Origin of the sequence: Bartonella sp. A1379B (assembly GCF_002022485.1) — a bacterium.
In the GTDB taxonomy this organism is placed as follows: domain Bacteria; phylum Pseudomonadota; class Alphaproteobacteria; order Rhizobiales; family Rhizobiaceae; genus Bartonella; species Bartonella rochalimae.
This window is the reverse complement of record NZ_CP019780.1, coordinates 697,633-723,698: the sequence shown is the minus strand read 5'-3', so window position 1 is coordinate 723,698 and position 26,066 is coordinate 697,633. Positions and strand designations below refer to the sequence as shown.

Here is a 26,066-nt window from a genome sequence, read left to right as displayed (position 1 = left end):
TGAGACGCTTTCTTTAAGATCTAGGAAAAAAGCAGAGATGCATAAAAAATTGTAGGATATAGAAACAATAAGGATTGGGCAAATGCGATTTAAATCGATTATTCTTGTCTACATTATCTGCTCTATAGGAATATGGATAATAAGCCAAAACCATTACAAAACAGATCTAGATATTCTCGAACCATTAAAAATGCAAGAAAACCAAGATACAATGGAGATCAAGATCGAACAAAATAAGCACTATGAAACAAGTGTGCCAAAAAAATTAGAAGAAAATGACCCAGATCTCAATTGGATCAATAGCGATTCAAATAATCATGAAGGTGTGTTTAATGGTATCGCATCTGTGACTAGTGGTGTCACATTTAAATTAATAATTCCTGCTGAACAACCTCAGCATAAACCTATCGTCCGAAATATTCACTTATATGGTGTAGATACATGTGCACCCCGTCAAAAAGCAAAATTAGATAATCAAGAATGGCCATGTGGAGCTGTCACAACAGCATGGCTGGTCACAAAAACTCTAGGACATAACTTATCTTGTAAACAAGCTGTTATAGAAAAAGAAACTCATTATGCTCAGTGCTTTGTGCAAGGAGTCGATCTAGCAGAAATAGGGCTTGCAGAAGGCATGCTGATCCTATCAAAAGACAATAAATATTCAGTTCCAACAACATATTTAAGTGCTGAACAAAACGCCTATAACAATAAAATTGGCCTTTGGTCTAGCAACTTTACTGAGCCTATACAGTGGCGCAAAAAGTATGGAACCTATAACCCTTTCGATAACCACCATCAGTTCATGTCTGAATCAAAATAAAATGCAGAAATATTCCATTAAACTTCAAAATACAAAAATAAACCAAACATAATTTTTGAAAAATAGTCTAAACGCGTAATGATAATAATCTTCTCATCGCTAGTTTCAAATGATCTCCTAATAAACATGCCTTATAAAAATCTATTTGATAGAAGGATAATCCTCTAATGAGAATGCTCTAGCATTCCATCACAATCAAACAAAAATTTTCATTCTTACATTAAACAGAATAATACATATCAAATTCAACAGGATGAGGGGTTGTTTCATAGCGCAGAACTTCTTTCAGCTTTAATTCAATAAAGGAATTAATTTGGTCATCATCAAAAACATCGCCAGATTTAAGAAAATCGCGATCTTTATCAAGAAATTCAAGTGCTTCGCCTAGGCTTCTAGAAACTGTAGGAATGTCTTTGAGCTCTTTCGGTGGCAGATCATAAAGATCTTTATCCATAGCTGGACCAGGATGTATCTTATTCTTTATACCATCTAGACCAGCCATAATAAGCGCTGAAAAGGCCAAATATGGATTCGATGATGCATCCGGAAAACGAATTTCTACACGTTTTGAATGCGGTGAAGCACCAAATGGAATACGACATGCTGCAGAACGATTGCGTGCAGAATAGGCAAGAAGGACAGGGGCTTCATACCCAGGAACTAAGCGTTTATAAGAATTAGTTGATGGGTTTGTGAAAGCATTGAGTGCTTTTGCATGCTTGATAATACCACCAATAAAAAATAAACAAGTCTCTGATAGCCCAGCATATTCATTACCTGCAAATATTGGTTGTTTATCTTTCCAAATTGATATGTGGACATGCATACCTGAACCGTTATCACCTAGAATTGGTTTGGGCATAAAGGTTGCTGTTTTTCCATAACTATTGGCGATTTGATGTACGGCATATTTAAAAATTTGCATTTTATCAGCTTCACGAACCAGTGTATCAAATCGAATACCTAATTCATGCTGAGCTGCAGCTACTTCATGATGATGTTTTTCAACATGTACACCCATATCCTTTAACGCAGTAAGCATTTCAGAACGCATATCTTGGCAAGAATCAATAGGAGGGACTGGAAAATAACCACCTCCCATGCGTGGGCGATGACCAAGATTGCCCATTTCATATTCAGTATCATCATTTGACGGATTTTCACTTGAATCAAGTTTAAAACCTGTATTGTAAGGATCAATTTTATAGCGTACGTCATCAAAAATAAAAAATTCAGCTTCTGGTCCTATATAAATTGTATCACCGATCCCTAAAGATTTCATATAAGCTTCAGCTCTTTTAGCAATAGAACGTGGATCTCTATGATAGAACTCTCCTGAAACAGGATCAAGTACATCACATAATATGATCAAAGTCGATTGAGCAAAAAAAGGATCAATGTGAGCTGTTTCTGCATCTGGCATTAAGACCATATCGGATTCATTAATTGCTTTCCAACCAGCAATTGAAGAACCATCAAACATAACACCGTCGGTGAATGTATCTTCGCAAATTTCAGCAATATCCATTGTAACATGATGCAATTTGCCTTTTGGATCAGTAAAACGTAAATCAACAAAGCGTATATCATTATCTACAATTTGTTTAAGAATGTCTGAAACGGTTGTCATATTCAATTTCCTTATTGGATTGAGGTGAATAGAAAATATAAAAATTTTATAGATATTTAAAGAGCATCAATGCCAGTTTCACCAGTTCGAATACGAATGACGTCATCGATAGGTAAAACAAATATTTTTCCATCTCCTATGTTTTTTGTTTGAGCTGCTTTACGGATTGCTTCAATTGCTTTCTCTAGGATTTCATCAGGAACAACCACTTCAACTTTGACTTTAGGTAAAAAATCAATAATATATTTTGCACCTCGGTAAAGCTCTGTCTGTTCTTTTTGGCAACCAAAACCTTTTGCCTCCGTTATTGTGATACCTTGTAGACCAATTTCTTGAAGCGCTTCTTTTACTGCATCAAGCTTAAAAGGTTTTATGATGGCTTCAATTTTTTTCATACTGAGATTATCTCCAATGATTTTATTTTATTAATTTATATATCATTATACTATATTTACGATTACGATAATGAGATGTATCAAAAAAGTACTTTTTCACGAAAAAATCAAAAATAAGGCATTTTATTCTTATTAGAAATAACTATATTGCATTATAAAATGTAGCGCTATTGTTTTATAGGATAAAAAATATAAAATTTATAAAAGATAATAATGGTGTAAATTAAGGCGTTATTTTTTATTAGTGCTTTATTAGATAATTGATAATTTTGTGATTTATTTTAAAATTTTAAATTATGTAAAGGTCGACGTAGCAAGAGTTCTTTTAGAAATTTACCAGTATAAGAACAAGGGACATTAATAATGTCTTCAGGGCGGCCGACAGCAACAATCTCACCTCCATTATCTCCACCTTCTGGCCCCAGATCAATAATCCAATCAGCTGTTTTTATGACTTCAAGATTATGTTCAATGACTATAACTGTATTACCTTGCTCGACTAGTTCATGGAGTACTTCAAGAAGCTTGGAAATATCGTGAAAATGTAAACCAGTTGTTGGTTCGTCTAAGATGTAAAGTGTGCGCCCGGTTGTTTTGCGTGAAAGTTCTTTAGCGAGTTTTACACGCTGAGCTTCACCACCAGAAAGTGTTGTGGCTTGTTGCCCGATTTTAATATAACCAAGACCAGCTTTAACAAGGATGCCGAGTTTGTTGTGAATAGAAGGAATAGCTTGAAAAAAATCTTCTGCTTTTTCAACTGTCATGTCAAGTATATCAGCAATGGATTTACTTTTAAATTTCACTTCAAGTGTTTCTCTATTGTAGCGTTTTCCTTGGCATACATCGCAAGTAACATAGACATCAGGTAAGAAATGCATTTCGATTTTGATAACACCATCTCCTTGACATGCTTCACAACGTCCTCCTTTAACATTAAATGAGAAACGTCCAGCTTGATAACCGCGAGCTTTTGATTCCGGGAGTTCTGCGAACCAATCGCGAATTTGAGTGAAAATGCCAGTATAAGTTGCTGGGTTGGAGCGTGGGGTACGTCCAATAGGTGATTGGTTGATATCAATTACCTTATCAAGAAACTCTAGTCCTTCAATTTTATCGTAGCTTGCTGGGATTTGATGGCTTCCCATGATATGACGTGATGCCGCTTTGAAGAGGGTTTCAATAAGAAATGTTGATTTTCCCCCACCAGAAACACCAGTTATGCAAGTAAAAGTTCCGAGAGGAATATTTACATTGATATTTTTCAAATTATTACCTCTGGCTCCAATTACTTTAAGTGTTTTTGATTTTGATATTTTGCGTCGTTGAGTAGGAAAATTAATTGTCATTTTTCCTGAGAGATATTGACCTGTAAGTGAAGATGGATTGTTTATAATTTTTTGTGGGGGGCCTTGAGCTATGATTTCTCCACCATGGACGCCTGCAGCAGGACCAATATCGACAATATGATCCGCGGTGAGAATAGCATCTTCGTCATGCTCAACAACAATGATTGTATTGCCAAGATTGCGTAGATGACATAGCGTCTTTAAAAGACGTTCATTATCACGTTGATGTAAGCCAATGGATGGTTCATCTAATACGTATAAAACTCCTGTGAGACCAGAGCCAATTTGCGAGGCTAGTCTAATACGCTGACTTTCTCCACCTGAAAGTGTACTTGAAGCTCTGGATAAGGTAAGATATTCGAGTCCCACACGGTTCAAAAATGTTAAGCGCTCACAGATTTCTTTTAAAATTCGTGCTGATATATTGCGCTGTTTTTCATTGAGATATTGATGAACGTTGGAAAACCAATGACTTGCTTTTAAAATGGAAAGTTCTGATATTTGCCCAATATGCATTCCATGGATTTTGATAGCAAGTGCTTCTGGTTTTAAACGGTAACCATTACAAGTTGGGCAGAGTGAAGAAGATATATAAGGTTCAATGTCTTCATGAAAATGTGTAGAATCTGTTTTTTTCCATTGTTGCTCCATGTTTGGAATAACACCTTCGAAGATTTTTTTTGTAGTGTAAGACTGTACATCATCTTCATAGAAAAAGGAGATCTCTTTTTTTGTTCCATATAAAATAGCGTGTTGTGCTTCATTTGAGAGCGTGGACCACTTATCTGTGAGTTTAAACCCATAAACCCTTCCTAATGCTTCTAAAGTTTTATGATGATAAGATGAGGATGATTGGGACCAAGGAGCAATAGCTCCAGCTTTTAAAGTAAGATTTTCATTTGGTATGATTTTTATCGGATCGATTACTTTTTTTGTACCAAGTCCATCACAAGCAGGGCAAGCGCCAAAAGGACTGTTGAATGAAAACAAGCGTGGTTCAATTTCAGGAATTGAGAAACCAGATATAGGACAAGCAAACCTTTCTGAAAAAATGAGTCGTTTGTGGGTTTCATTTGTTGATTTATTGAAAGATCCTTTTACAGTTTCATTTTCTGTTAAAAGCTGATCTGCCATTTCAGCAATTACAAGCCCATCTGCTAATTGTAAGCAAGTTTCTATACTATCAGCTAGTCGAGCAGTAATATCATTACGCACGATAATGCGGTCTACTACTACATCTATATCATGTTTATATTTTTTATTAAGAGGAGGTATATCAGTTATTTCATAAAATTTTCCATCAACTTTTGCACGTTGAAATCCTTTTTGTAAAAGTTCTGTTAGTTCTTTTTTATATTCACCTTTTCTTCCTCTAATTAAAGGCGCCATAATAAAAATGCGAGTACCTTCTGGAAGTGTCATAATTTGGTCAACTATTTGACTCACTGTTTGGCTCTCAATAGGGAGGCCCGTAACAGGTGAATAAGGGATACCAATACGAGCAAAGAGCAGGCGCATATAATCGTAGATTTCAGTGACAGTACCAACTGTTGAACGAGGATTGCGGGTGGTTGTTTTTTGTTCAATGGAGATAGCAGGGGAAAGTCCATCTATTTGATCGACATCTGGTTTGTGCATCATTTCCAAAAACTGGCGTGCATAAGTGGAAAGGCTTTCAACATAACGACGTTGGCCTTCAGCGTAAATTGTATCAAAGGCTAAAGATGATTTCCCTGAACCGGAGAGACCCGTTATGACAATGAGTTTATCACGGGGGAGGTCAAGATTAATATTTTTTAGGTTATGTTCACGTGCGCCGCGAATAGAGATATATTTTTGATGAGACATATTAATCCTTGGCACATATTAGCAAAACTTAAATCATGAATATGAAATAAGATTATTTTTTGAAAATTACAATGTGTTCAATTGCTGCATTTAGAAAAGAATACAGACTTTGGTAAATGAAGAAAGTTAAGGTAGTAGTTTTTTGTGTTTTATGTAAAATAAACTATACGTTGATGTTCGATTTTGTTATAATATAAATGGTTTGAAATTGTGGAGTTTATACAATGGCTGGGAGCCTTAATAAAGTTATTTTAATCGGTAATCTTGGTGCAGACCCTGAAATTCGTCGATTGAACTCTGGTGATCAGGTAGCAAATTTACGTATTGCTACTTCAGAGAGTTGGCGTGATCGCAATACGAATGAACGTAAAGAGCGGACAGAATGGCACAATATCGTTATTTTTAATGAAAATCTGATTAAAGTTGTTGAGCAATATTTAAAAAAGGGAAGTAAAATTTATATTGAAGGTCAGTTGCAGACACGTAAATGGCAAGATCAAAATGGAAATGATCGTTATACAACGGAGATTGTTTTACAAAAATACCGTGGTGAACTACAAATGCTTGATAGCCGTGGGGTAGGGAGTGGAGAGCAAATATCCAATGTGAATCAGTCAAGCAGTGGTTTTGATCAAAGAGATGATTTTGATCAGAAAAATACTCAATTAGAAGGAAATTTTTCACATCAATTGGATGATGATATTCCTTTTTGATACCTTTAGTAGTGATATTCTATTTCAGAAGTATTTGTATATTTTATCATATATGTTTATTTTACTTTTTATTGAGCAGCGTGCGCGTTATTCATTGCATATACGATTTTTAATAAAAGAAAATAACGTATTGAAAATTATCATTAAATGTTTACTTTTTGTAAAGAGCTGAATTAGCATTTTGCAATTTTTTTCGATATAAAAGATCAAAATGATTCTTTTTTGAAAGTATTGAAGTTGTGACCGATCTTACTACACAATCAGAACATGATGTCCTGACCGGTATTGAACCAGTTAGTATTATTGAAGAAATGCAACGCTCTTATCTCGATTATGCGATGAGCGTTATTGTATCGCGTGCATTACCTGATGTGCGCGATGGTCTTAAGCCTGTTCATCGGCGTATTCTTCATGCGATGAATGAAATGGGGCTTTCTTTTAATAAATCTTATCGTAAGTCAGCAGGTGTCGTTGGGGAAGTTATGGGGAAGTTTCATCCCCATGGTGATGCTTCAATTTATGATGCATTGGTGCGTATGGCACAGGATTTTTCTTTACGAAATCCATTAATTGATGGACAAGGAAATTTCGGTTCTGTGGATGGTGATCCTCCTGCTGCAATGCGTTATACAGAGTGTCGTTTAGAAAAAGTTGCAGAAGAACTTTTAGCTGATATCGATAAAGAGACGGTTGATTTTCAAGATAATTACGATGGACGTGAGCGTGAACCTATAGTTTTACCAGCACGTTTTCCTAATCTTTTAGTTAATGGATCAGGTGGGATTGCTGTAGGAATGGCAACCAATATTCCTCCACATAATCTTGGTGAAGTCATTGATGGATGTATTGCTTTAATTGACAATCCTAATATAACGCTTGATGAAATAATTGAAATTATTCCTGGTCCGGATTTTCCTACAGGTGGTATTATTCTCGGTCGTTCAGGTGTTCGTTCAGCTTATGAAACGGGACGTGGTTCAATTATTATGCGTGCTAAGGTTGATATTGAAGAAATTCGCAATAACCGACAGGCAATTATTGTAAGCGAAATTCCTTATCAGATTAATAAAGCAACGATGATTGAGAAGATAGCTGAATTAGTACGCGATAAGCGCATCGAAGGAATCTCTGATCTGCGTGATGAGTCTGATCGTGATGGATATAGGGTTGTTATTGAACTTAAGAGAGAAGCTGTTGCGGATATTGTTTTGAATCAACTATACCGCTATACGCCATTACAAACTTCTTTTGGCTGTAATATGGTCGCGCTGAATGGGGGAAAGCCTGAGCAAATGACGTTGCTTGATATGCTTCGTGCTTTTGTTTCTTTTCGTGAAGAGGTGGTCAGTCGGCGCACAAAATATCTTTTGCGTAAGGCGCGTGAGCGTGCGCATGTTTTAGTTGGCCTTGCTATTGCGGTTGCAAATATTGATGAAATTATAGCATTAATTCGCACAGCACCTGATCCTCAGACGGCGCGTGTACAGTTAATGGAGCGGCGTTGGTTGGCAGCTGATGTAGCATCTTTAATTAAGCTTATTGATGATCCTCGTCATATTATCCATGAGGATAACACATATAATTTATCTGAAGAACAAGCTAGAGCTATTCTGGAGTTACGTTTACAGAGGCTTACTGCACTTGGACGTGATGAAATTGCTGATGAGTTAAATAAAATTGGGGTAGATATTACAGATTATCTTCATATTTTGTCATCACGTTTACGGATTATGGGCATTGTGAAGGATGAACTAAGCACTCTTCGCGAGGAATTTGTGACTCCCCGGCGCACTGTCTTTGGTTTTGGTAATGCTGAGATGGACAATGAAGATCTAATTGTGCCAGAGGATATGGTGGTAACGGTTAGCCATAGTGGTTATATTAAACGTGTACCTCTCAATACATATCGTGCTCAGCGTCGTGGGGGTAAAGGGCGTTCTGGTATGTCCACAAAGGATGAGGATTTTGTAACGCGCTTATTTGTGAGTAATACACATACACCCGTTCTTTTCTTTTCATCACGAGGGATCGTTTATAAAGAAAAGGTTTGGCGTTTGCCTATTGGTACACCGCAGTCGCGTGGGCGCGCGTTGGTCAATATGCTTCCTTTACAGGAAGGAGAGCGTATAACAACAATTATGCCATTGCCAGAAGATGAAGCAAGTTGGAGTGAATTAGATGTTATGTTTGCAACAACTCGTGGAACAGTACGCCGCAATAAATTATCGGATTTTATTCAGGTAAATCGTAATGGTAAAATTGCCATGAAACTTGATGACGAAGATGAAATTTTGTCTGTAGAAACTTGTACAGAGCGTGATGATGTTGTTCTGACAACAGCCAATGGACAATGTATTCGTTTTCCAGTCATTGATGTTCGTGTTTTTGTGGGACGTAATTCGGTAGGGGTACGTGGTATCAATATGGTTGATGGTGATAAGGTTATTTCTATGACTATTTTAGAGCATGTTGAGGCAACGTCAGTGGAGCGTTCTGCTTATATTAAACGTGCAATTAATGAGCGACGTTCTGCTGGTGCGGATACGGAAGATGTTGTAATTGTTGATGAAGATGAAGATGGAGATGAAACAGAACTAACAGATGAGCGTTATGCAGAGCTTGCTGCTCGTGAACAAATGCTTTTAACAGTTAGTGAGTTTGGATATGGAAAGCGATCTTCTTCCTACGAATTTCGTATTTCAGGGCGCGGTGGAAAGGGGATTCGCGCAACTGATCCAAATAAAACTGTTGAAATTGGTAAGCTAGTAGCAGCCTTTCCAGTAGAAGCGCAAGATCAAATAATGCTGGTTTCAAATGGAGGACAACTTATTCGAGTTCCTATTGAGGGGATTCGTATAGCTGGTCGTTCTACAAAAGGAGTAACAATTTTTAATACAGCAAAGGGTGAAAAAGTTGTATCGGTTGAGCGCATTTCTGATCCTGAGGATGATGCCAATCAATTAGATGATGACAGTGAAAAACATTCTGGTATGGTTGATATTAATTAAGATAAATAACTCTAAAATCATCGGAAAAAATAGATGACAGTTGCTCTTTATGCAGGATCTTTTGATCCTATTACAAATGGTCACCTTGATATTTTGCGAAGTAGTTTAGTTTTAGCTAATAAAGTGGTGATGGCTATTGGTATACAAGCTATAAAAAAGCCATTTTTTAGTTTTGAAGAGCGTGTTGATTTAATTGCACAAGTGAGAAAAGATATATTGAATATAGGTTCTGATCGGTTACAAGTTATTTCATTTGACAATCTCCTTATTGATAAAGCGCGTGAAATTGGTGCTTCATTTCTTATTCGTGGATTGCGTGATGGTACTGATTTTGATTATGAAATGCAGATGGCGGGAATAAATGAAATGATGGCTCCTGAGTTGCAAACGATTTTTTTACCAGCAAGTATTTCTAGCCGTATGATAAGCTCTACATTGGTGCGTCAAATTGTCACTATGGGAGGAGATATTACGCCTTTTGTTCCTCCAAATGTTGCACAAGCTTTGTATTCAAAATTTAAATCTCAAAGGGAAGAATGATTGTGTTTTTTAGAATTTTTACTTTTTTAACATGTTTTTTTTACTTATTTTCATTTAGTGCTGCTGCAGATGAGCATAATATTCTTGTTTTATCTCTTAAAAATGGTGATGTAATTATTCAGTTGCGACCAGATCTTGCACCAAAACATGTTGCTCGAATTAAGAAACTAACAGAAGAAGGTGCTTATAATAATGTCGTATTTCATCGCGTTATTCCTGGTTTTATGGCTCAAACTGGTGATGTGAAATTTGGAAAAAAAGATAGTGTTGATTTTGATCTGAAAAATGTTGGTAAAGGTGGTTCAGACTATTCTAATTTACTAGCAGAGTTTTCAAAGCAACCTTTTAAACGTGGTGCTGTTGGTATGGCTCGTTCACAAGATTTAAATTCAGCAAATTCTCAATTTTTTATTTGTTTTGATGATGCTACTTTTTTAAACGGTCAATATACTGTTGTTGGAGAAGTTGTAAAAGGAATGGAAGTTGTTGATAAAATTAAAAAAGGAACTGCAGATAATAATGGGTCTGTAACAGATCCTGATGTTATTAATGCTGCTTATTTACAAATTGAGAAAAAAGTGGAAGTAGAAATAAAGGAATGACACTATGGTCGAGCCTAAAGATCCAGAAAATACTTTAATTCTTGAAACAACAAAAGGAGAAGTAGTAATTGAGCTTTTCCCTGATTTAGCTCCTGCTCATGTTACACGTATCAAAGAACTTGTGCGTGAGGGTGCCTACGATAATGTTGTTTTTCATCGTGTTATTGACGATTTCATGGCTCAAACTGGTGATGTTCAGTTTGGCAAAAAAAATGATCAGAAATTTAATTTGTCACGTGTTGGTATGGGTGGTTCAGATAAACCCGACTTAAAAGCAGAGTTTTCAAATCTTCCTCATAAACGTGGGATAGTTTCTATGGCACGTAGCCAGAATCCAAATTCGGCTAATTCGCAGTTTTTTATTTGTCTCGCAGATGCTCCTTGGCTTAATCGTCAATATTCTATATGGGGACAAGTGCTTAAAGGTATGGAAAATATTGATAAAATTAAGCGCGGTGAGCCTGTTGTAGATCCAGATGCAATTATTAAAGCTACAATTGCTGCAGATGCCAAATAATAGAGATGTTATGTAACATTTTTTGCAATTTTACAGCATGAAGGCTGCATATAAATAACGTCTTTTCGTGCAGAAAGAGTTTTGAATGTTGAGATTTCAAAATAGAAAATTGTACTAGAAACTTTTTTATCTAGGTGAAAATATATTTTTCATAAGATTTTTATCATTTTCTAAAGATTTTCAATTAAAAGAGGGTTATTGGCTAGTATCATAAAATATTAGATATTTTTTATTGCACTCAATAATTTTTTTATTTTATTAATCGTTTAATAGCTGATTTTTTTGAATTTTTTTTGACTAGTTTTAGTGTTAGTGAATAAAAGAGATCCATAATTTGTAGCTGCAGTAAAGAAGCCATTGCTTTTATTTTAGTAGTGATATGGGATCCTGAAATTAAAAAGATAAAAATGATGATAAAAGCATTTCACTATGAAAAAAAATCTCAAGATGGATATGCTCGCCAAGGCGAAATTATAACAGGACGAGGACGTATTCGCACACCTGCATTTATGCCAGTTGGAACGGTTGGAACCGTTAAGGCTATGTATATGGACCAATTACATGCTCTTGGTGCAGATATTATTTTAGGTAATACTTATCATTTGATGTTACGACCGGGAGCTGAGCGTGTTGCGCGTTTAGGAGGATTGCACAAATTTATTCGTTGGTCTGGGCCTATTTTAACGGATTCTGGTGGTTTTCAGGTTATGTCTCTTTCGGGGATATGTAAGATTACGGAGCAGGGTGTTATTTTTCGCTCTCATATTAATGGGGCCTATTACGATATGAGTCCAGAACGTTCTATCGAAATCCAAGGTCTTCTTGATTCTGATATTCAAATGCAGCTTGATCAGTGTATTGCATTACCGGCATCAGAGAGAGAAATAGAAGCTGCTATGGAACTTTCATTGCGTTGGGCACAGCGTTGTAAAAAAGTTTTTGGTGATCAACCAGAAAAAGCAATGTTTGGTATTGTTCAAGGCGGAGATAATATGAAATTACGTGAACGCTCTGCTCAAGCATTAAAAGAAATGGACTTGAAAGGCTATGCTATTGGAGGGCTTGCGGTTGGTGAGCCTCAGGATGTTATGACCGCTGTTCTAGATGTTACTTGTTCAATTTTACCGGAGGATAAGCCTCGTTATCTCATGGGTGTAGGGACGCCAGATGATATCTTAAAAAGTGTAGCTCGAGGGGTAGATATGTTTGATTGTGTTATGCCAACACGTGCAGGCCGTCATGGCTTAGCTTTTACTCGTTTTGGAAGAATTAATTTGCGAAATGCACGTTATGCAGAAGATCCAAATCCTCTTGATCCACAGTCGCCTTGTTCTGCTGCACGTGATTATAGTTGCGCTTATTTGCATCATTTAATCAAATCTGGTGAATCTCTTGGAGGCATGTTGTTGACTTGGAATAATCTTTTTTATTATCAGCAACTTATGCAAGGTATTCGTGATGCTATTCAAGCAGGACGTTACGCCGACTTTTGCTCCGATACAGTAGCCTTATGGATGCAAGGACGATAAGGTCCGTAAAGAAAATTGTATTAAAAAAAGTATTCATATAGCTCTTTTAGGGAATATAAATAGCTACCTTAAGGTAAATATGCGCTGTGGTTATTTATTTCTCTATGATATACTCTATTGAATAAAAATTATTGCTCCGGCACGCACTACCTGATCCGGAGAGAAGCAGTTTGTTTTCTGTTTCTAATCACTATCTAAATTAACAATGTTAATTCTAAGTTAGTAAATCCTTAAAGAAGTATGAAAATTACCTTTTTAATATGCTTTTTGTTTATTTTTATAAAACATCATGAAAGTAAAACGTAAAAGTTGTATATTCTTTTTGTTTCAAGAAATTGCTTTTGATATTAAAAACGTATTATTTGCTCATTTTACAGCATATTTAATAGAATAATATTTAGTGTAAAAATAATAAGACAAAGATTTTCTAAGGATAAAATTCTTTCATGTCTTTTAGAATTGATTTTAAAACCAAGCATTTTGGCATTTTAGCTCTTGCAGTAGGAAGCTTTGCTATTGGTACTGCTGAGTTTGTTGCAATGGGTTTACAACCGGAGATGGCGCGTAGCTCACATGTTAGTATTGCTACAGCCGGACAATATATTTCTTCTTATGCTTTAGGAGTTGTGATTGGAGCACCTATTTTAGCTATCGTAACAGCTAAGCTGCCACATAAGGCTGTTTTGATAGGGTTGATGTTTTGTTATGCTTTAGCGAATATTATTAGTTCATTTTTTTCTGTCTTTAACGTATTGGTAATCTTACGATTTATCAGTGGTCTTCCACATGGCATTTATTTCGGTATTGCAACTATGGTCGCCTCTTCAATGGTAGAAAGAAATGAACGGTCAAAAGCTGTTGGTAGTGTTATGCTTGGTTTGACAATTGCAACAGTTATTGGAGCACCGAGTGCAACTTGGATTGGTCAACTTGTTGGTTGGCAGTTTGCATTTCTTCTTGTAGGTATTATTTCTTTGATGTGTTGTTTTCTTATTTGGAAATTTTTACCTTCTGTTTCTAACATTACTAAAACAAGCATTTTAAACGAATTAAGTGCATTAAAGAAAAAAGAAGTATGGTTTCTTTTGGCGATGGTTTCAATTGGTGCATCAGGATTATTTTCTGTTTTTACGTATATTAAGTCAACATTGCTTTATATTTCTAATGTTTCTCTTGAATGGGTACCATTTATTATGCCATTGATGGGATTGGGAATGGTTGTGGGTAATATTTTAGGTCCTAAATTTGCAGTTAAGATTGGTTCTTCAGCAACGATATTTTTTGCTATGCTTTGGAGTACATTCGTTTTTTTTCTTTTTTTCTTTTTATCATATACTCCGCTAACAGCAGCATTAGGATGTTTTCTTATTGGGACTTCTTTTGCATCTATGCCTTCTATACAAGCAAAAATCATCGATATTGCTACGCCTGCACAGATGTTAGCAAGCGCTTTGATGCAATCTGCTTTTAATATTGCGAATGCTATTGGAGCGGAATTTGGAGCATGTATTTTGAAATTAGGCTATAGTTATGAACACACAGCTATCCTTGGAGGTATTTTAACTTTGTGTGGATTGCTGATGTTCTGTTTTTTGTGGCACATGGAAAAATATAATCAGTATTTTCCTAAGTAAAGTTGAAAAGATTTTTAAAGTTATTTTAGCCTCTTATATATAAGCGTAGGAATCATCAAAAGAGAGCAGCATAGTAGTGACTTCGATAAAAAATAACACGGCACAGATAATAAAAAGTATTCATATAGAGAAAGATTGCTGTTAGAGCGAATCATAGAATTTGTATGTGAACGATTTAATAATTTATAGAAAAAACTCAAAGTTTTCTATTTAGAAAACTTTGAGTGTGGAATGATGCTAGTGAGTCATTTCTTTTTTTAGGTTTTCATTAATTTTATCAAGAAATCCTGTTGTGGATAGCCATTTTTTTTCGGGACCGATTAAAATAGCGAGATCTTTTGTCATGAAACCTTCTTCAACAGTATTAATACAAACTCTTTCCAATGTAGTAGCAAAGTTTTTTAATTTTTCATTATTATCAAGCTTAGCACGATGTGTTAGTCCACGTGTCCAAGCAAAAATAGAAGCAATAGAATTTGTTGATGTTTCTTTATTATTTTGGTGCTGACGGTAATGACGCGTTACTGTACCATGAGCAGCTTCTGCTTCAACAGTTTTACCATCTGGTGTCATCAGAACAGAAGTCATTAGACCAAGAGAACCAAATCCTTGAGCAACGATATCTGATTGAACATCACCATCATAATTTTTACATGCCCAAACGTAACCACCTGACCATTTAAGCGCAGAAGCCACCATGTCATCGATGAGACGATGCTCATAATATAATTTACGATTTTCAAATTCGGTTTTAAATTCTGAGTCAAATATTTCTTGAAAGATATCTTTAAAACGACCATCATAGGCTTTTAAAATAGTATTCTTGGTCGAAAGATAGACAGGGACATTGCGTTGAAGTCCGTAATGAAAGGACGCGCGGGCGAAGTCGCGAATTGATTCATCAAGATTATACATTGCCATTGCAACTCCTGCACTTGGAGCATTAAAGACATCATGTTCAATAATTTGGCCATCATCGCTAACAAATTTAATACTTAATTTTCCTTTATTCGGAAATTTGAAATCTGTTGCTTTATATTGGTCGCCAAAAGCATGACGTCCGACAATAATTGGTTTTGTCCAACCTGGAACGAGACGTGGAATATTTTTGCAGATAATAGGCTCACGAAAAATAACACCTCCTAAAATATTGCGAATTGTTCCATTTGGTGATTTCCACATTTTTGTTAAATTAAATTCTTTAACACGTGCTTCATCAGGAGTAATGGTTGCACATTTCACACCGACTCCATATTTTTTGATTGCATGAGCAGAATCAATTGTTATTTGATCGCTAGTTGCTTCTCTATTTTCAATGGAAAGATCATAATATTTAAGATCAATATCGAGATAGGGATGAATGAGTTTATCTTTAATATATTTCCAGATAATACGAGTCATTTCATCACCGTCGATTTCGACAATGGGGTTTGTCACTTTAATCTTTGCCATTAGGAGTCCCTTTATTGTATTGAAATAATATTTTTCCTATAGCACTTTCAGATCCATGATGGAAATTAAAAACAGAAATCTAGAAAAAGCTTTTTGTATATATAACTCAGTTTTTATTTTAAATATTTGTTCTTTTAATTCTTCCTTTTTATTTTGAAATCTTTTTATTTGTGTTATATTAATTACAATATAGGGTATTATTGGGGTGTATCATTTAAATGGGGGAAATAATGGTTTCTATTAACTCGTTTCAAGTAAATCCAGGAATTGATAGCTACCAAAAACATAGCTCACATAAAGAGCAGAATTTAAGTCAGATACTTCAGGATACTATTCAGGTGCCATCTGCGCATATCAGTAATAAAAATATTATTCCTTCAGTTTTTCATGATACATTATCACGTCTTCAAGAGTTGCCCGATAATTCTAATAATAAAATTCAATTTACAGAAATCTTACCTTCTTTAATTGATAGTACTTATTCTCTTTCTTTATGGAACACTTTTGAAGTTGATGCATCACAATTTCAAGATTATGATGGCGTTCCAAATGGTCGTTTTCAGGTTTATGTTCCTTTAATAATGGACAGTAATCAATTGAAAAATCTGGTGCATTCTTTAGCAAGAGAAGGGAAATTACTTGGGGCACCACAAGCTTTATTTACAGCTTTAGAACACGATACTGCTAGAATATATAATCAATCAGATATAGAAAATCTTATTGGAAAGTCAGTCAATTGGAAACAAGGTAATGTGTTTGGTACAATGTGGGATCGCCGTATGATTGATGATCAGTTAATCCAACAGTTTCAACAGGAAGGTAAGCAAATATTTACAGGCTCTATAGGATCTCTTCGTTTTTCTATTATTTATTGAATATCACCATTAAGCTATATAGTTTTAAGAATATTGGCTTGTTTGCATTAATTGGCTTGTTTGCATTAATAAGTACAAAGATTTATTTTATTACATGATAAAAATTCACAAGATTATTTAGAGATTACATTGGCCAAATAAAAAAATGATAAAATCAATACTTCACTTTCTTATCAAGGTGAGGGGTTTTATATTGTTGGTTTTGTTTACGTTTTTTCACTATTCTTCCCCTTTTTGTGGCTTTTTATCGTTTAATTTTTATTCCAACATTTTTATAGAAATAATAATCATTCATATTGTTATTTTAAAACATATAATTAATATTTTTTATAATAAAAAACATATTGATAATAAGTTAAATGATATTTAAAACACTGTGTGTTTATTACTGTGTGTTTATTACTGTGTGTTTATTACTGTGTGTTTATTACTGTGTGTTTATTACTGTAAATAATAATCGTTAAGTTTTAAAGCTGAAAGGTGTGCGCTGATCGTTTAAGGTGTGCGCTGATCGTTTAAGGTGTGCGCTGATCGTTTAAGGTGTGCGCTGATCGTTTAAGGTGTGCGCTGATCGTTTAAGGTGTGCGCTGATCGTTTAAGGTGTGCGCTGATCGTTTAAGGTGTGCGCTGATCGTTTGAGGTGTGCATGGAAAAATCTCCTAGTTCTAAAGCTTCTACATCACAGAAGTACGAAAACAGAGTGATTAGTATAGACAATAAATCGAGTACAGAGTCGATAGATATTTCTCAAAAGGAACTACGAAAGTCTGTAGAGATGTCTATCAACGTATATATGATTAATGGGCTTTACATTCTTCCTAAGGAGTTTGCCTTTATAAAGAGGTATGTGACTGCAGCTGATAGTTTTTTACGCGATGATCTCTCATCTAGTGATTTTTCACTTAAAGATTTTTTACTTAGAGATTATTTGTTATTCAGAGATCTTACACGGAAGAAATTTAATATTCCGGTGGATGAGGTTTTGCTAAATGGCTATATCTATGCTAATAGTTTAACGCTGAAAAATAAATATGAATTGCAGGGCATAGAGTTTCAAGATATATGTGCCTATGATGTATTAGAAGCAGAGTACAGGCTTAAAAAAGAACCGCTACCAGAAAAGTTTGATTCATCTTATCTAAAATATCTTCATAAATGTTTGTTTGAGAAAACGTTCGAATGGGCTGGGCATACCTGTGATATTCCATTTACATTTTTAGATGGCACAGTTACCACGGTGCCAGTCAATAATAAAATTAAAGACGGTTTAGAGAGAATCGATCAAATACTAGCCGAAAAGAATAATTTGAAAGGTTTATCACATAAAGAGTTTGTTTATGAAGCATCGATGATATTTGCTTTGTTTAGTAATTTAAGACCTTTTGCAGTTGGAAATGGATGCGCACAACGGATATTTATGGAACAAATAGCCGAAGCAGCAGGGTATAGGCTTGACTTCTCGGTTGTAACAGAACAACGCATGCGATCTGCTAATAATGCTGCGTTACCACGTGATGGCAGAGCTGTAGGCAATATCACTCCTATGTGTCATCTATTTGAAGATATCTCCAATCCAGAAAAAGTGGATGTTTTAAGAGAATTCATGAATGCCATAAGGAATGCGGGATCTTTTGATGAGTATGCAAAGGTGATAAATAGGGTTATTGTAGTGCCAAATGAAGGTTCTACCTATACGGGTATTTGTAAAGGTTATAGCCCAGATTCCATCATGCTCATGATAAATGATAAGTATGTTATATGCAAAAAAGATTATTTTGCACCAGAAACATTAACAGCATTACGGCTTGGTGACAAACTTACTTTTAGAGCTTCTGTGCCAGAAAACTTTGAGAATATTCTTATTCCAGAAGAAAAAGTAGCTCCTTTGACGGAAAAAGAAATTGTTGCAAGAATTGCAGGTAATATTTTCGTTCAAAAGAGTCGACAAAAAATCAGAACTTTATCAAAATCTGTCTATAAAAGCTCGAAAATATTGGATGCTGATATCAATCTTGTTAATATAGATTCAGGTTTCGGTGAACAGTATATCAGACAGAATATGAGTCTTTTTAAATATATGTCTAAATTGGCAGGTACGGAAATATTGGGTATTGACAGTCCACAGCGCAAACAAGCTAAGAAAGATTACTTTAATCTCACTCAGGAGTTTGATAATTATATAAGTATTGTAGTTTCTCTTAGAGAGCACATTCTTCAAGAGCACCAAGAAAAACAAGAACGTTGTCAGCAAGCGATAAAAATGCCTAGTCAAGCAGTGCAAAATATCCTTTCTATGTCTGAAGAAGATCAGATCAAAGCTTTAAATGCCAATCCCTCACTTTGCGGAGAAATTACAGGTCTTGTGGATAAAGTCAAAGATCGTCTTACATTTTGGGAGTATCAAACCCTTGATGATAGAGATTATAAGAAGCTCGCTAAAAGTGTCGGTATATCATTCAGTAGAGCACAGAAAGTCACAGAAATTATTAAGAAAGCTCAAAAAGTATGTCAGCTAACTAGAAGCAGAGCTCATGAATCGAAAAAAATGGAGCATAATCTATTACAAATATAAGATTTACATTTTTTATTTTTTATATTCATGGGGGCAAAGCATTTGTGTAAAGTTTGTATTTATCTCGATTGTAATAATCTGAGGTACCATAATTTTTTGTTCAGTCAGTATTGGATTTATCAAAACAAAAAATAGCTCGGAAAGAACTTTCAATTTATAATGAGCTAAAAAGGAAAATATAAGCTCCTACTTCTTCATCTTTTAAAAAGATTAATAAAACAAACAGATTATGTGAAGGAAAGAAACTGGTACGCCCAAGGGGAATCGAACCCCTGTTTCCGCCGTGAAAGGGCGATGTCCTAACCGCTAGACGATGGGCGCAGACCAATGATGAGGCTTATAGAGAGGATCTTTTTACTTCGCAAGTCCTATAAGTGATTTTTTTTAAAAAAAATGCATTTTATTGAATTATTTTTTTGAGATATGCCTAGGAGATTATATAATCTAGGCTTATTTTACAAGATTTTAAATGATACAATATCTGATAACAATCGGTAATACATTTTAGTATACAACAATAGTAATACTTTTATTTTTTCCAATAAAAAAATAGATGAAGATGATCAAGTTAGGGATTTTATAATGTAATATACTTTTGAGTATTATTTTATTCGTTATTGTAGATTGATTCATAAAAAAGCATTATTAACATAAAAAGTCATTTCAAGAAGATCTGCATCTGCATTTTTTAATAAAAATGAAAATTGTTTATAGAACAATTGACTGAAGTATGGCGATTATATGTTTACTGATCCATTAATAAAACAATCACAAGCTACTGTTTATATAATGTAAATAAGCTGGAAGAAAATACGCATCGCGAAGCTGAAAATAATGTATATAAAGTGAAAAGAGTTCATTAAAGCAGATAAATATTTACAAGCTACAATCCTATATAAAGATTCCTAGGTTAGTTAATGAGTACTAAGAGGAATTAGATTATAGTTTTTTTCTTGTGAAAATCTTTCATCTTTGCAAAAGCTGTATTCTTGATATTTAAGAATAAAATGCTAATGTCGTTTTGTGAATACTAATTCAATAGGATTTTTTATATGACCCAATCAACTCAAAAGATCTTAAATCGACTCGATCGTATTTTAACCCTTGAATTAGTACGTGTGACTGAGTATGCCGCTGTTGCAGCTGCGCGTTGGCGAGGACGTGGTGATGAAAAAGCAGCCGATCAAGCTGCTGTGGATGCGATGCGTCGAGAACTTAATTGTTTACCTATTGATGGCATGGTTGTAATTGGTGAGGGAGAGCGTGATGAAGCTCCTATGCTTTATATTGGAGAAAAAGTAGGACTTCAAAATGGAGTAGCTGTTGACATCGCTCTTGATCCACTTGAAGGAACAACTATTTGTGCAAAAAATCTTGCTAATTCACTTGCTGTGATTGCAATTGCCCAAAAAGGGAATTTACTTTATGCTCCTGATGTTTATATGGAAAAAATAGCTATCGGTCCTGGTTATCCAAAGGGAGTGGTTGATATAGATGCGAATCCTGCCGATAATATTCATGCTCTTGCAAAAGCCAAAGGAATAGATGTTAATCAAATTACTGTCTGCATTATGGATCGGCCTCGTCATGCAGAATTGATTAATAAAGTGCGTATGACTGGTGCAGCAATTCGTTTAATTAGTGATGGAGATGTTGCTGCTGTTATTCATACAACTGATTCAGAGGCAACAGGTATTGATATTTATATGGGTATTGGTGGAGCACCAGAAGGTGTATTAGCTGCGGCAGCTTTACGTTGTACTGGTGGACAAATGCAAGGACGTTTACAATTTAATACAGAAGAACAAATTGCTCGTGCTGCCAAGATGGGGATTAAGAATCCTAATAAGGTTTATACAATGGAAGAAATGGCCAAGGGTGACGTTTTATTTGCAGCAACAGGTGTAACTGATGGTAATATGTTGTCTGGTGTTAAATTTACTCGTGATTATATTCAAACAGATAGTCTTGTGATGCGTTCACATACTGGTACAATTCGAAATATTAGAACACAACATAGAAATCAGTTGAAATTTGGCTGATGATTTTTAGCTGATATTGCATAAAAATAAGGACGCATTGATTAGAGAAATATATCTTTATAAATTTTTGAAGATATTTTTGTTTTTTATTATAGATACTATGATAATTGCACAGAGCGTACCCAGCCGTTTTTATCTTCTATATTTCCTTTTTGTATATCGATAAGTTGTGCACGAAGTTTTTCTGTAATCTCACCATATACTTCATTTCCGATGATACATTCTCCACCTTTATATTTAATACGTCCGATTGCTGTTATAACAGCAGCTGTGCCACATGCAAAAGCTTCTTTAAGGTGACCATTTTGCACATCTTCTTTCAGTGAATCAAAAGAATAAGGGCGTTCTTCTATTGTTAAACCCATTTGTTGTGCTAACTTCAAAATTGAATGACGCGTTATTCCTGCTAGAATAGTACCGTTGAGTGCAGGTGTTACAAGTATATTATTAGCCATAATAAAGCAAATATTCATTCCACCAAGTTCTTCAATCCATTTTCGTTCAACCATATCAAGAAAAAGTACCTGACTACAATTATTTTGAGTTGCATTGTTTTGTGCGATTAAGCTTGCTGCATAGTTTCCGCCACATTTAGCAGTTCCTGTACCACCAGGGCCAGCACGGCTGTAGTCTGTTTCGAGCCATACGCTAATAGTTGTTTTTTGTCCTGTAAAATATGATTCAGCTGGAGATGCTATGACACAAAAGATATATTCTAGAGAAGGATGAACTTTCAATAGGCTGTCGTTGCCAAACATAAAAGGGCGTAAATAGAGGCTAGCATTTGGATGATTAGAAACCCATTTTTGATCAATTTTTACTAATTGGTTCACTGCATCCAAAAAGATACCCTTTGGTAATTCAGGCATAGCTAATCGTTTTGCTGATTCCATAAAACGTTGTGCATTAGCCTCAGGGCGAAATAGTAAAATACGTCCATCCTTTGCTCGATATGCTTTTAAGCCTTCAAAGATTCCCTGCGCATAATGCAAAATGACACTTGATGGACTAATTTCTAAAGGTTTGTATTGAGAAATAATAGCATCATGCCAACCTTTATCTTTAGTCCATTTAATAAGAGCCATATGGTCTGTAAAAAATTGACCAAAACCAGGGCTTTTCAGAATTTCTTCACGCTTTTTATCTGATAAAGGTGAAGGATGTTTATCTATTTTAAACAAAAATGATGATTTAGGAGAATTCATAAGTTAAACTTTCTGAAACAAGATTTTATTTCTATATCTTTTGGCAAGATAATAAAAAGTTTCTATAATATTATTATTGGCAATTTTCTTATGTCAATATTTTCATCATATAATATAGACTCTAGCAACTATTAATAGATATTCTATTATTAGAATTTTGATTATAATTCGTATCAAGGAGTTTGGAACTTTTATATATACACAGCGTTTTTCGAGATACTGTAAATATTTTTATCATTGAATTATGATTAACAAGTAAAGGAATTCGCTATGATTGAAAAAAAATATCCAATATATGATCAGCAGAAAGCTGTAGAAAAAAGAAACTGTAAATGGTCTAATTCAATTGGTAAAAGTATTTTTACTATTATTCTTTCTCTTCTCTTTATTTGGCTTATTGTCGCTTTTTTAGGGTCTTTTTGGAATAAATCATCAGAACATATCCCTAACAGGAATAAGACAGGAGTAAATCAGACAACAACGAATCCAACACAAAATTCAATAGTGCCTCCGATACCTTAAAAAGAACGATACTTTATCATTTTATAAAGTAGATTCTGTATAGATAAAAAATGAGATTGACACAAATAAAGAAAATGAAGCATCCTAAAGAATAATTTTGATATTAACTATAACATCTAGAGAAAGAGAAGAGAACGAATAAAATAGAATGACAGTTGTTTAGGCTGTCATTACATTTGTTTAGTTTGTGATAAAACAGCTTCCCCCAGATTGTTTGATATTTTCACAAAGGCTTACAGCTTCATTACGGTTTTGTGTTTGAATTCGAACACGGTAGTAGGTACCTTTCCCTGATATGAGGGCAGATTGAATATTTAATGGCCAAGAACCAATAATAGATCCAAATTTAGATTTTATTTTTCTCAAAGAATTTTGTGCTAATTCAGGAGTGGGTTGGGATGAAAGTTGCACATAATATTTTTCACCATTTTGTACTGCTGTTTGTCCTGAAGAATTTGAATGAGCGGAAGTTGGCATTGGAATCTTTGAATTCAATTGGGCAGGTGAAGGAATTGGTATAAGTGAATTTCGAGTTTTTTCTTGAATAGTAGAGATAGCATTACTTTCTGTGATAATGTGGTCAATATCAGTTGTAGGAGTATGTTGCGTTTTTTCTTGATTGTTTTCATTGTTCTTTACATCAGGTAATTGTGAAGAAACAGATGATTGTTTTTGAGATTGTTCAGATACAGTTTTTTTAGTCACTTCAGATTGAGCAAAAGGCTCTTCATTTTTGTAGTGAACTGGATTTACTACAATTGTACCATCTGGTTTTACAACAACAGTTTTAACTTCATGTGTCGGAACAGTATGATTAAGCGCTGCAGTAATTGCATCTTCAACATAAGCTTCATTAAGGGGAGAAGTTGTAGGATTTTCAGGTTCTTTTTTATTTAACACTGTTAAATCTTCTGATGGTGCTTCATTAAGAGAAGAAGCTGTAGGATTTTCGGATCCTTTCTTGTTTAACGCTGTTAAATCTTCTGATGGTGCTTCATTAAGAGAAGAAGCTGTAGGATTTTCGGATCCTTTCTTGTTTAACACTATTAAATCTTCAGGTGCTTCAGAATTATCAAAAAGAAATTGCTGCACATTTTCTTGCTTCTCATTTTTTTCGGTTATCTGTTTGTAAAGATCTAAATTCTGCGTAATATTACTTTCAGATTCGGTTATTTCTGGTTTGACTTTAAAAGGCGTATTATCAGCACGAATAATATTTGGACTTTCATTCGTGTCTGATAACATAAAAAAGTGAACATAACTGACAAGACCAATTGCAGCCAAAATAAGAAAAGCAAGACTTTTAGAGAGAATTCCTACAATAGAAAAACTTTTTGGGGAAGAATTTTCTAATGTATTAGCAGGTATCTCATTTGCATATCCATATTGTGAATCTTCAGGAAAAGAAGAGTAATAATGTTTCCCATTCTCAGGAGAAGAATAGTTGGTATTTGGTTCTTGAGTATTTATATGTAAATTCGCTGTTAGATTTTTTTTAGCAGGATAAAAAACTTCACTTTGCTGTTTTTGAGAAAAATTTTTGGTTATAGTGCTACCTACGCCGAATACATCAGTAAATTCTTTTTCTAAACCATCATTAGATACATCGTATTTTGGTTCTTCATATGAAACTTCTGAGACCATAATTGGTTCAGTCTGTTCTACTATTTCCTCTGCAAATTTATAGGTATCAACATTAGGAGGAGAATTATCGCTATGCGAAGAGCTTTCTATAGGAAAACTATTAGTTTGTGCAATATTAAAAGTCTTTAATGAGGATTGTGTATAATTTAAATTGTTTTGGTTATGTTGCTCTCTTTGTTCATTATTTTGAGAGTTATTTTTAATACTATGATTATCATTTTTAGTATATTGAATTTGAGCATTATTATATAATGAATATTTTGTTTCATTATCTTCTTTTAAAGGTTCTGTTTCATTATGATTAATGATATGCTGTTCTTGTGAAAAGTCTTCTAAACTAACGGATTTATCAGTGGGTGATGAATCCATCATAGATGAAACATTCGTTGATTTATCCATTGTAGCGCTGTTTATATTTGAAACTGTATTAACAGATGAAGAAAATATACGCGTATCCATGGAGGAAATTGGTACATTAACTTGACGATCTTCAACAAAATTTTGTTGAGTAGTTGGTCTTTCATATGAGTAATTTACAGATGTATTGTAAGTATTTTTCTGATAAGCATACTTTGGCTTGACACTATAAATATCTGACTGTTGGTCTTGCATTTGTAAAGGAGTCTTAGCCTCTTTATAAAGAGCTGCATTAGAAGATATATATCTACTTTGTGTACTCACTTCATCAGGAAAAGAATTTTGTATTTGTGCATTGAAATTATTGGTTTCAAAAGAAGAGTTAATATTGACAGTCTCTGAGGTGTTTTGTGTTGTCTGAGAGCTTGGGATAGGTAATGGAGAAAGTGTATTTAAAATTTGTTCTTCATTATGAGGAGAATATTCGGCTACATTCCTATAGTTTTGGTTGTCGGTATCTAATTGTGGAGCCCATTGTTCATTGTCATCAAATGGTAATTCGCCAGCTAAATTATTTTCAGTAATTTCTTCCAGAAAAGGCAAATCAAATGAAGAAGAGTCTCCAGAATTTTCAGATTCCAAATGTTCCGATTTTAATGAAGAATCAGGATTCTGAGCATTCTTTTTTTTATTTTCTAAATTTGAATTGAAAATTTGCGTAAGCCTTTCCACCGGATCATAATGCTCATGATCTTGTTTCATTTCCTCTGGATTTTTGCGATCATTATCGCTCATAGGTTTTCTCGCATGAA

At 34.6% G+C, this 26,066-nt stretch carries 18 protein-coding genes and 1 tRNA gene; 12 read left to right on the top strand and 7 right to left on the bottom strand.

The features are described 5' to 3' along the window. Window positions 1-82 precede the first annotated feature (82 nt). Window positions 83-823, top strand: a complete 741-nt coding sequence (locus tag BA1379B_RS03125; RefSeq protein WP_035006338.1) for a hypothetical protein — start codon at window positions 83-85, stop codon at window positions 821-823. Window positions 824-1,043: 220 nt separating this feature from the next. Here the strand turns inward: BA1379B_RS03125 and glnA are convergent, their stop codons facing one another. The 3 genes from glnA to uvrA all read right to left on the bottom strand — a co-directional run bounded on the left by glnA (window position 1,044) and on the right by uvrA (window position 6,042). After that, window positions 1,044-2,453: a type I glutamate--ammonia ligase gene (gene glnA, locus BA1379B_RS03120; RefSeq protein ID WP_078673797.1), complete on the bottom strand. Its 1,410-nt coding sequence runs from the start codon at window positions 2,451-2,453 to the stop codon at window positions 1,044-1,046. A gap of 56 nt (window positions 2,454-2,509) precedes the next feature. After that, entirely contained in the window at window positions 2,510-2,848 is a 339-nt protein-coding gene (locus BA1379B_RS03115; RefSeq protein WP_078673796.1) for a P-II family nitrogen regulator, read from the bottom strand. Between the two features lie 281 nt (window positions 2,849-3,129). Then, the gene (uvrA, locus tag BA1379B_RS03110) at window positions 3,130-6,042 is read right to left on the bottom strand and encodes an excinuclease ABC subunit UvrA (RefSeq protein ID WP_078692371.1); all 2,913 of its coding nucleotides are present in this window, start codon (window positions 6,040-6,042) and stop codon (window positions 3,130-3,132) included. Between the two features lie 224 nt (window positions 6,043-6,266). Between uvrA and ssb the strand changes: the two genes are divergently transcribed. From ssb to BA1379B_RS03070, 7 genes are all read left to right on the top strand, one after another. After that, complete coding sequence (gene ssb / locus BA1379B_RS03105; protein ID WP_035006333.1) at window positions 6,267-6,755, top strand: single-stranded DNA-binding protein; 489 nt, start codon at window positions 6,267-6,269, stop codon at window positions 6,753-6,755. 239 nt (window positions 6,756-6,994) lie between these two features. Beyond that, complete coding sequence (gyrA, locus tag BA1379B_RS03095; protein WP_078673793.1) at window positions 6,995-9,763, top strand: DNA gyrase subunit A; 2,769 nt, start codon at window positions 6,995-6,997, stop codon at window positions 9,761-9,763. 33 nt (window positions 9,764-9,796) lie between these two features. Continuing rightward, a complete protein-coding gene (coaD, locus tag BA1379B_RS03090; protein WP_035006330.1) occupies window positions 9,797-10,303 on the top strand; it encodes a pantetheine-phosphate adenylyltransferase in 507 nt (168 codons plus the stop codon). Continuing rightward, on the top strand, window positions 10,300-10,905 hold the full coding sequence (locus BA1379B_RS03085) for a peptidylprolyl isomerase (RefSeq protein WP_194284901.1): 606 nt from the start codon (window positions 10,300-10,302) through the stop codon (window positions 10,903-10,905). The genes coaD and BA1379B_RS03085 overlap by 4 nt, the downstream gene beginning before the upstream one ends. Window positions 10,906-10,909: 4 nt before the next feature. Then, window positions 10,910-11,422 (top strand): peptidylprolyl isomerase, encoded by a 513-nt coding sequence (locus BA1379B_RS03080; protein WP_078673792.1) that lies wholly within the window; start codon window positions 10,910-10,912, stop codon window positions 11,420-11,422. A 410-nt stretch (window positions 11,423-11,832) separates the two neighbouring features. Next, window positions 11,833-12,951, top strand: coding sequence for a tRNA guanosine(34) transglycosylase Tgt (tgt, locus tag BA1379B_RS03075; RefSeq protein WP_035006735.1), 1,119 nt, complete (start codon window positions 11,833-11,835; stop codon window positions 12,949-12,951). A gap of 446 nt (window positions 12,952-13,397) precedes the next feature. Then, entirely contained in the window at window positions 13,398-14,585 is a 1,188-nt protein-coding gene (locus BA1379B_RS03070; RefSeq protein ID WP_035006328.1) for an MFS transporter, read from the top strand. Between the two features lie 237 nt (window positions 14,586-14,822). Here the strand turns inward: BA1379B_RS03070 and BA1379B_RS03065 are convergent, their stop codons facing one another. Next, a complete protein-coding gene (locus BA1379B_RS03065; protein WP_078673791.1) occupies window positions 14,823-16,037 on the bottom strand; it encodes an NADP-dependent isocitrate dehydrogenase in 1,215 nt (404 codons plus the stop codon). Window positions 16,038-16,267: 230 nt separating this feature from the next. Between BA1379B_RS03065 and BA1379B_RS03060 the strand changes: the two genes are divergently transcribed. After that, a complete protein-coding gene (locus tag BA1379B_RS03060; protein ID WP_078673790.1) occupies window positions 16,268-16,912 on the top strand; it encodes a hypothetical protein in 645 nt (214 codons plus the stop codon). A 646-nt stretch (window positions 16,913-17,558) separates the two neighbouring features. Further along, on the top strand, window positions 17,559-19,484 hold the full coding sequence (locus BA1379B_RS03055) for a BID domain-containing T4SS effector (protein ID WP_153574811.1): 1,926 nt from the start codon (window positions 17,559-17,561) through the stop codon (window positions 19,482-19,484). A 246-nt stretch (window positions 19,485-19,730) separates the two neighbouring features. Here the strand turns inward: BA1379B_RS03055 and BA1379B_RS03050 are convergent. Continuing rightward, window positions 19,731-19,805 (bottom strand) — tRNA-Glu (locus tag BA1379B_RS03050). A gap of 731 nt (window positions 19,806-20,536) precedes the next feature. On the opposite strand from BA1379B_RS03050, the gene glpX reads away from it, so the two are divergent. Further along, window positions 20,537-21,526 carry a class II fructose-bisphosphatase gene (gene glpX / locus BA1379B_RS03045; protein WP_078673789.1) on the top strand — a complete coding sequence of 330 codons (990 nt, stop codon included), beginning with the start codon at window positions 20,537-20,539 and terminating at the stop codon, window positions 21,524-21,526. 98 nt (window positions 21,527-21,624) lie between these two features. Here glpX and BA1379B_RS03040 read toward each other — a convergent pair whose 3' ends face one another. Beyond that, the gene (locus BA1379B_RS03040) at window positions 21,625-22,731 is read right to left on the bottom strand and encodes a branched-chain amino acid aminotransferase (RefSeq protein ID WP_078673788.1); all 1,107 of its coding nucleotides are present in this window, start codon (window positions 22,729-22,731) and stop codon (window positions 21,625-21,627) included. 270 nt (window positions 22,732-23,001) lie between these two features. On the opposite strand from BA1379B_RS03040, the gene BA1379B_RS03035 reads away from it, so the two are divergent. Further along, complete coding sequence (locus tag BA1379B_RS03035; protein WP_035005708.1) at window positions 23,002-23,253, top strand: hypothetical protein; 252 nt, start codon at window positions 23,002-23,004, stop codon at window positions 23,251-23,253. A 180-nt stretch (window positions 23,254-23,433) separates the two neighbouring features. Here BA1379B_RS03035 and BA1379B_RS03030 read toward each other — a convergent pair whose 3' ends face one another. Further along, window positions 23,434-26,049, bottom strand: a complete 2,616-nt coding sequence (locus tag BA1379B_RS03030) for an SPOR domain-containing protein (RefSeq protein WP_078692370.1) — start codon at window positions 26,047-26,049, stop codon at window positions 23,434-23,436. Window positions 26,050-26,066 lie beyond the last annotated feature (17 nt).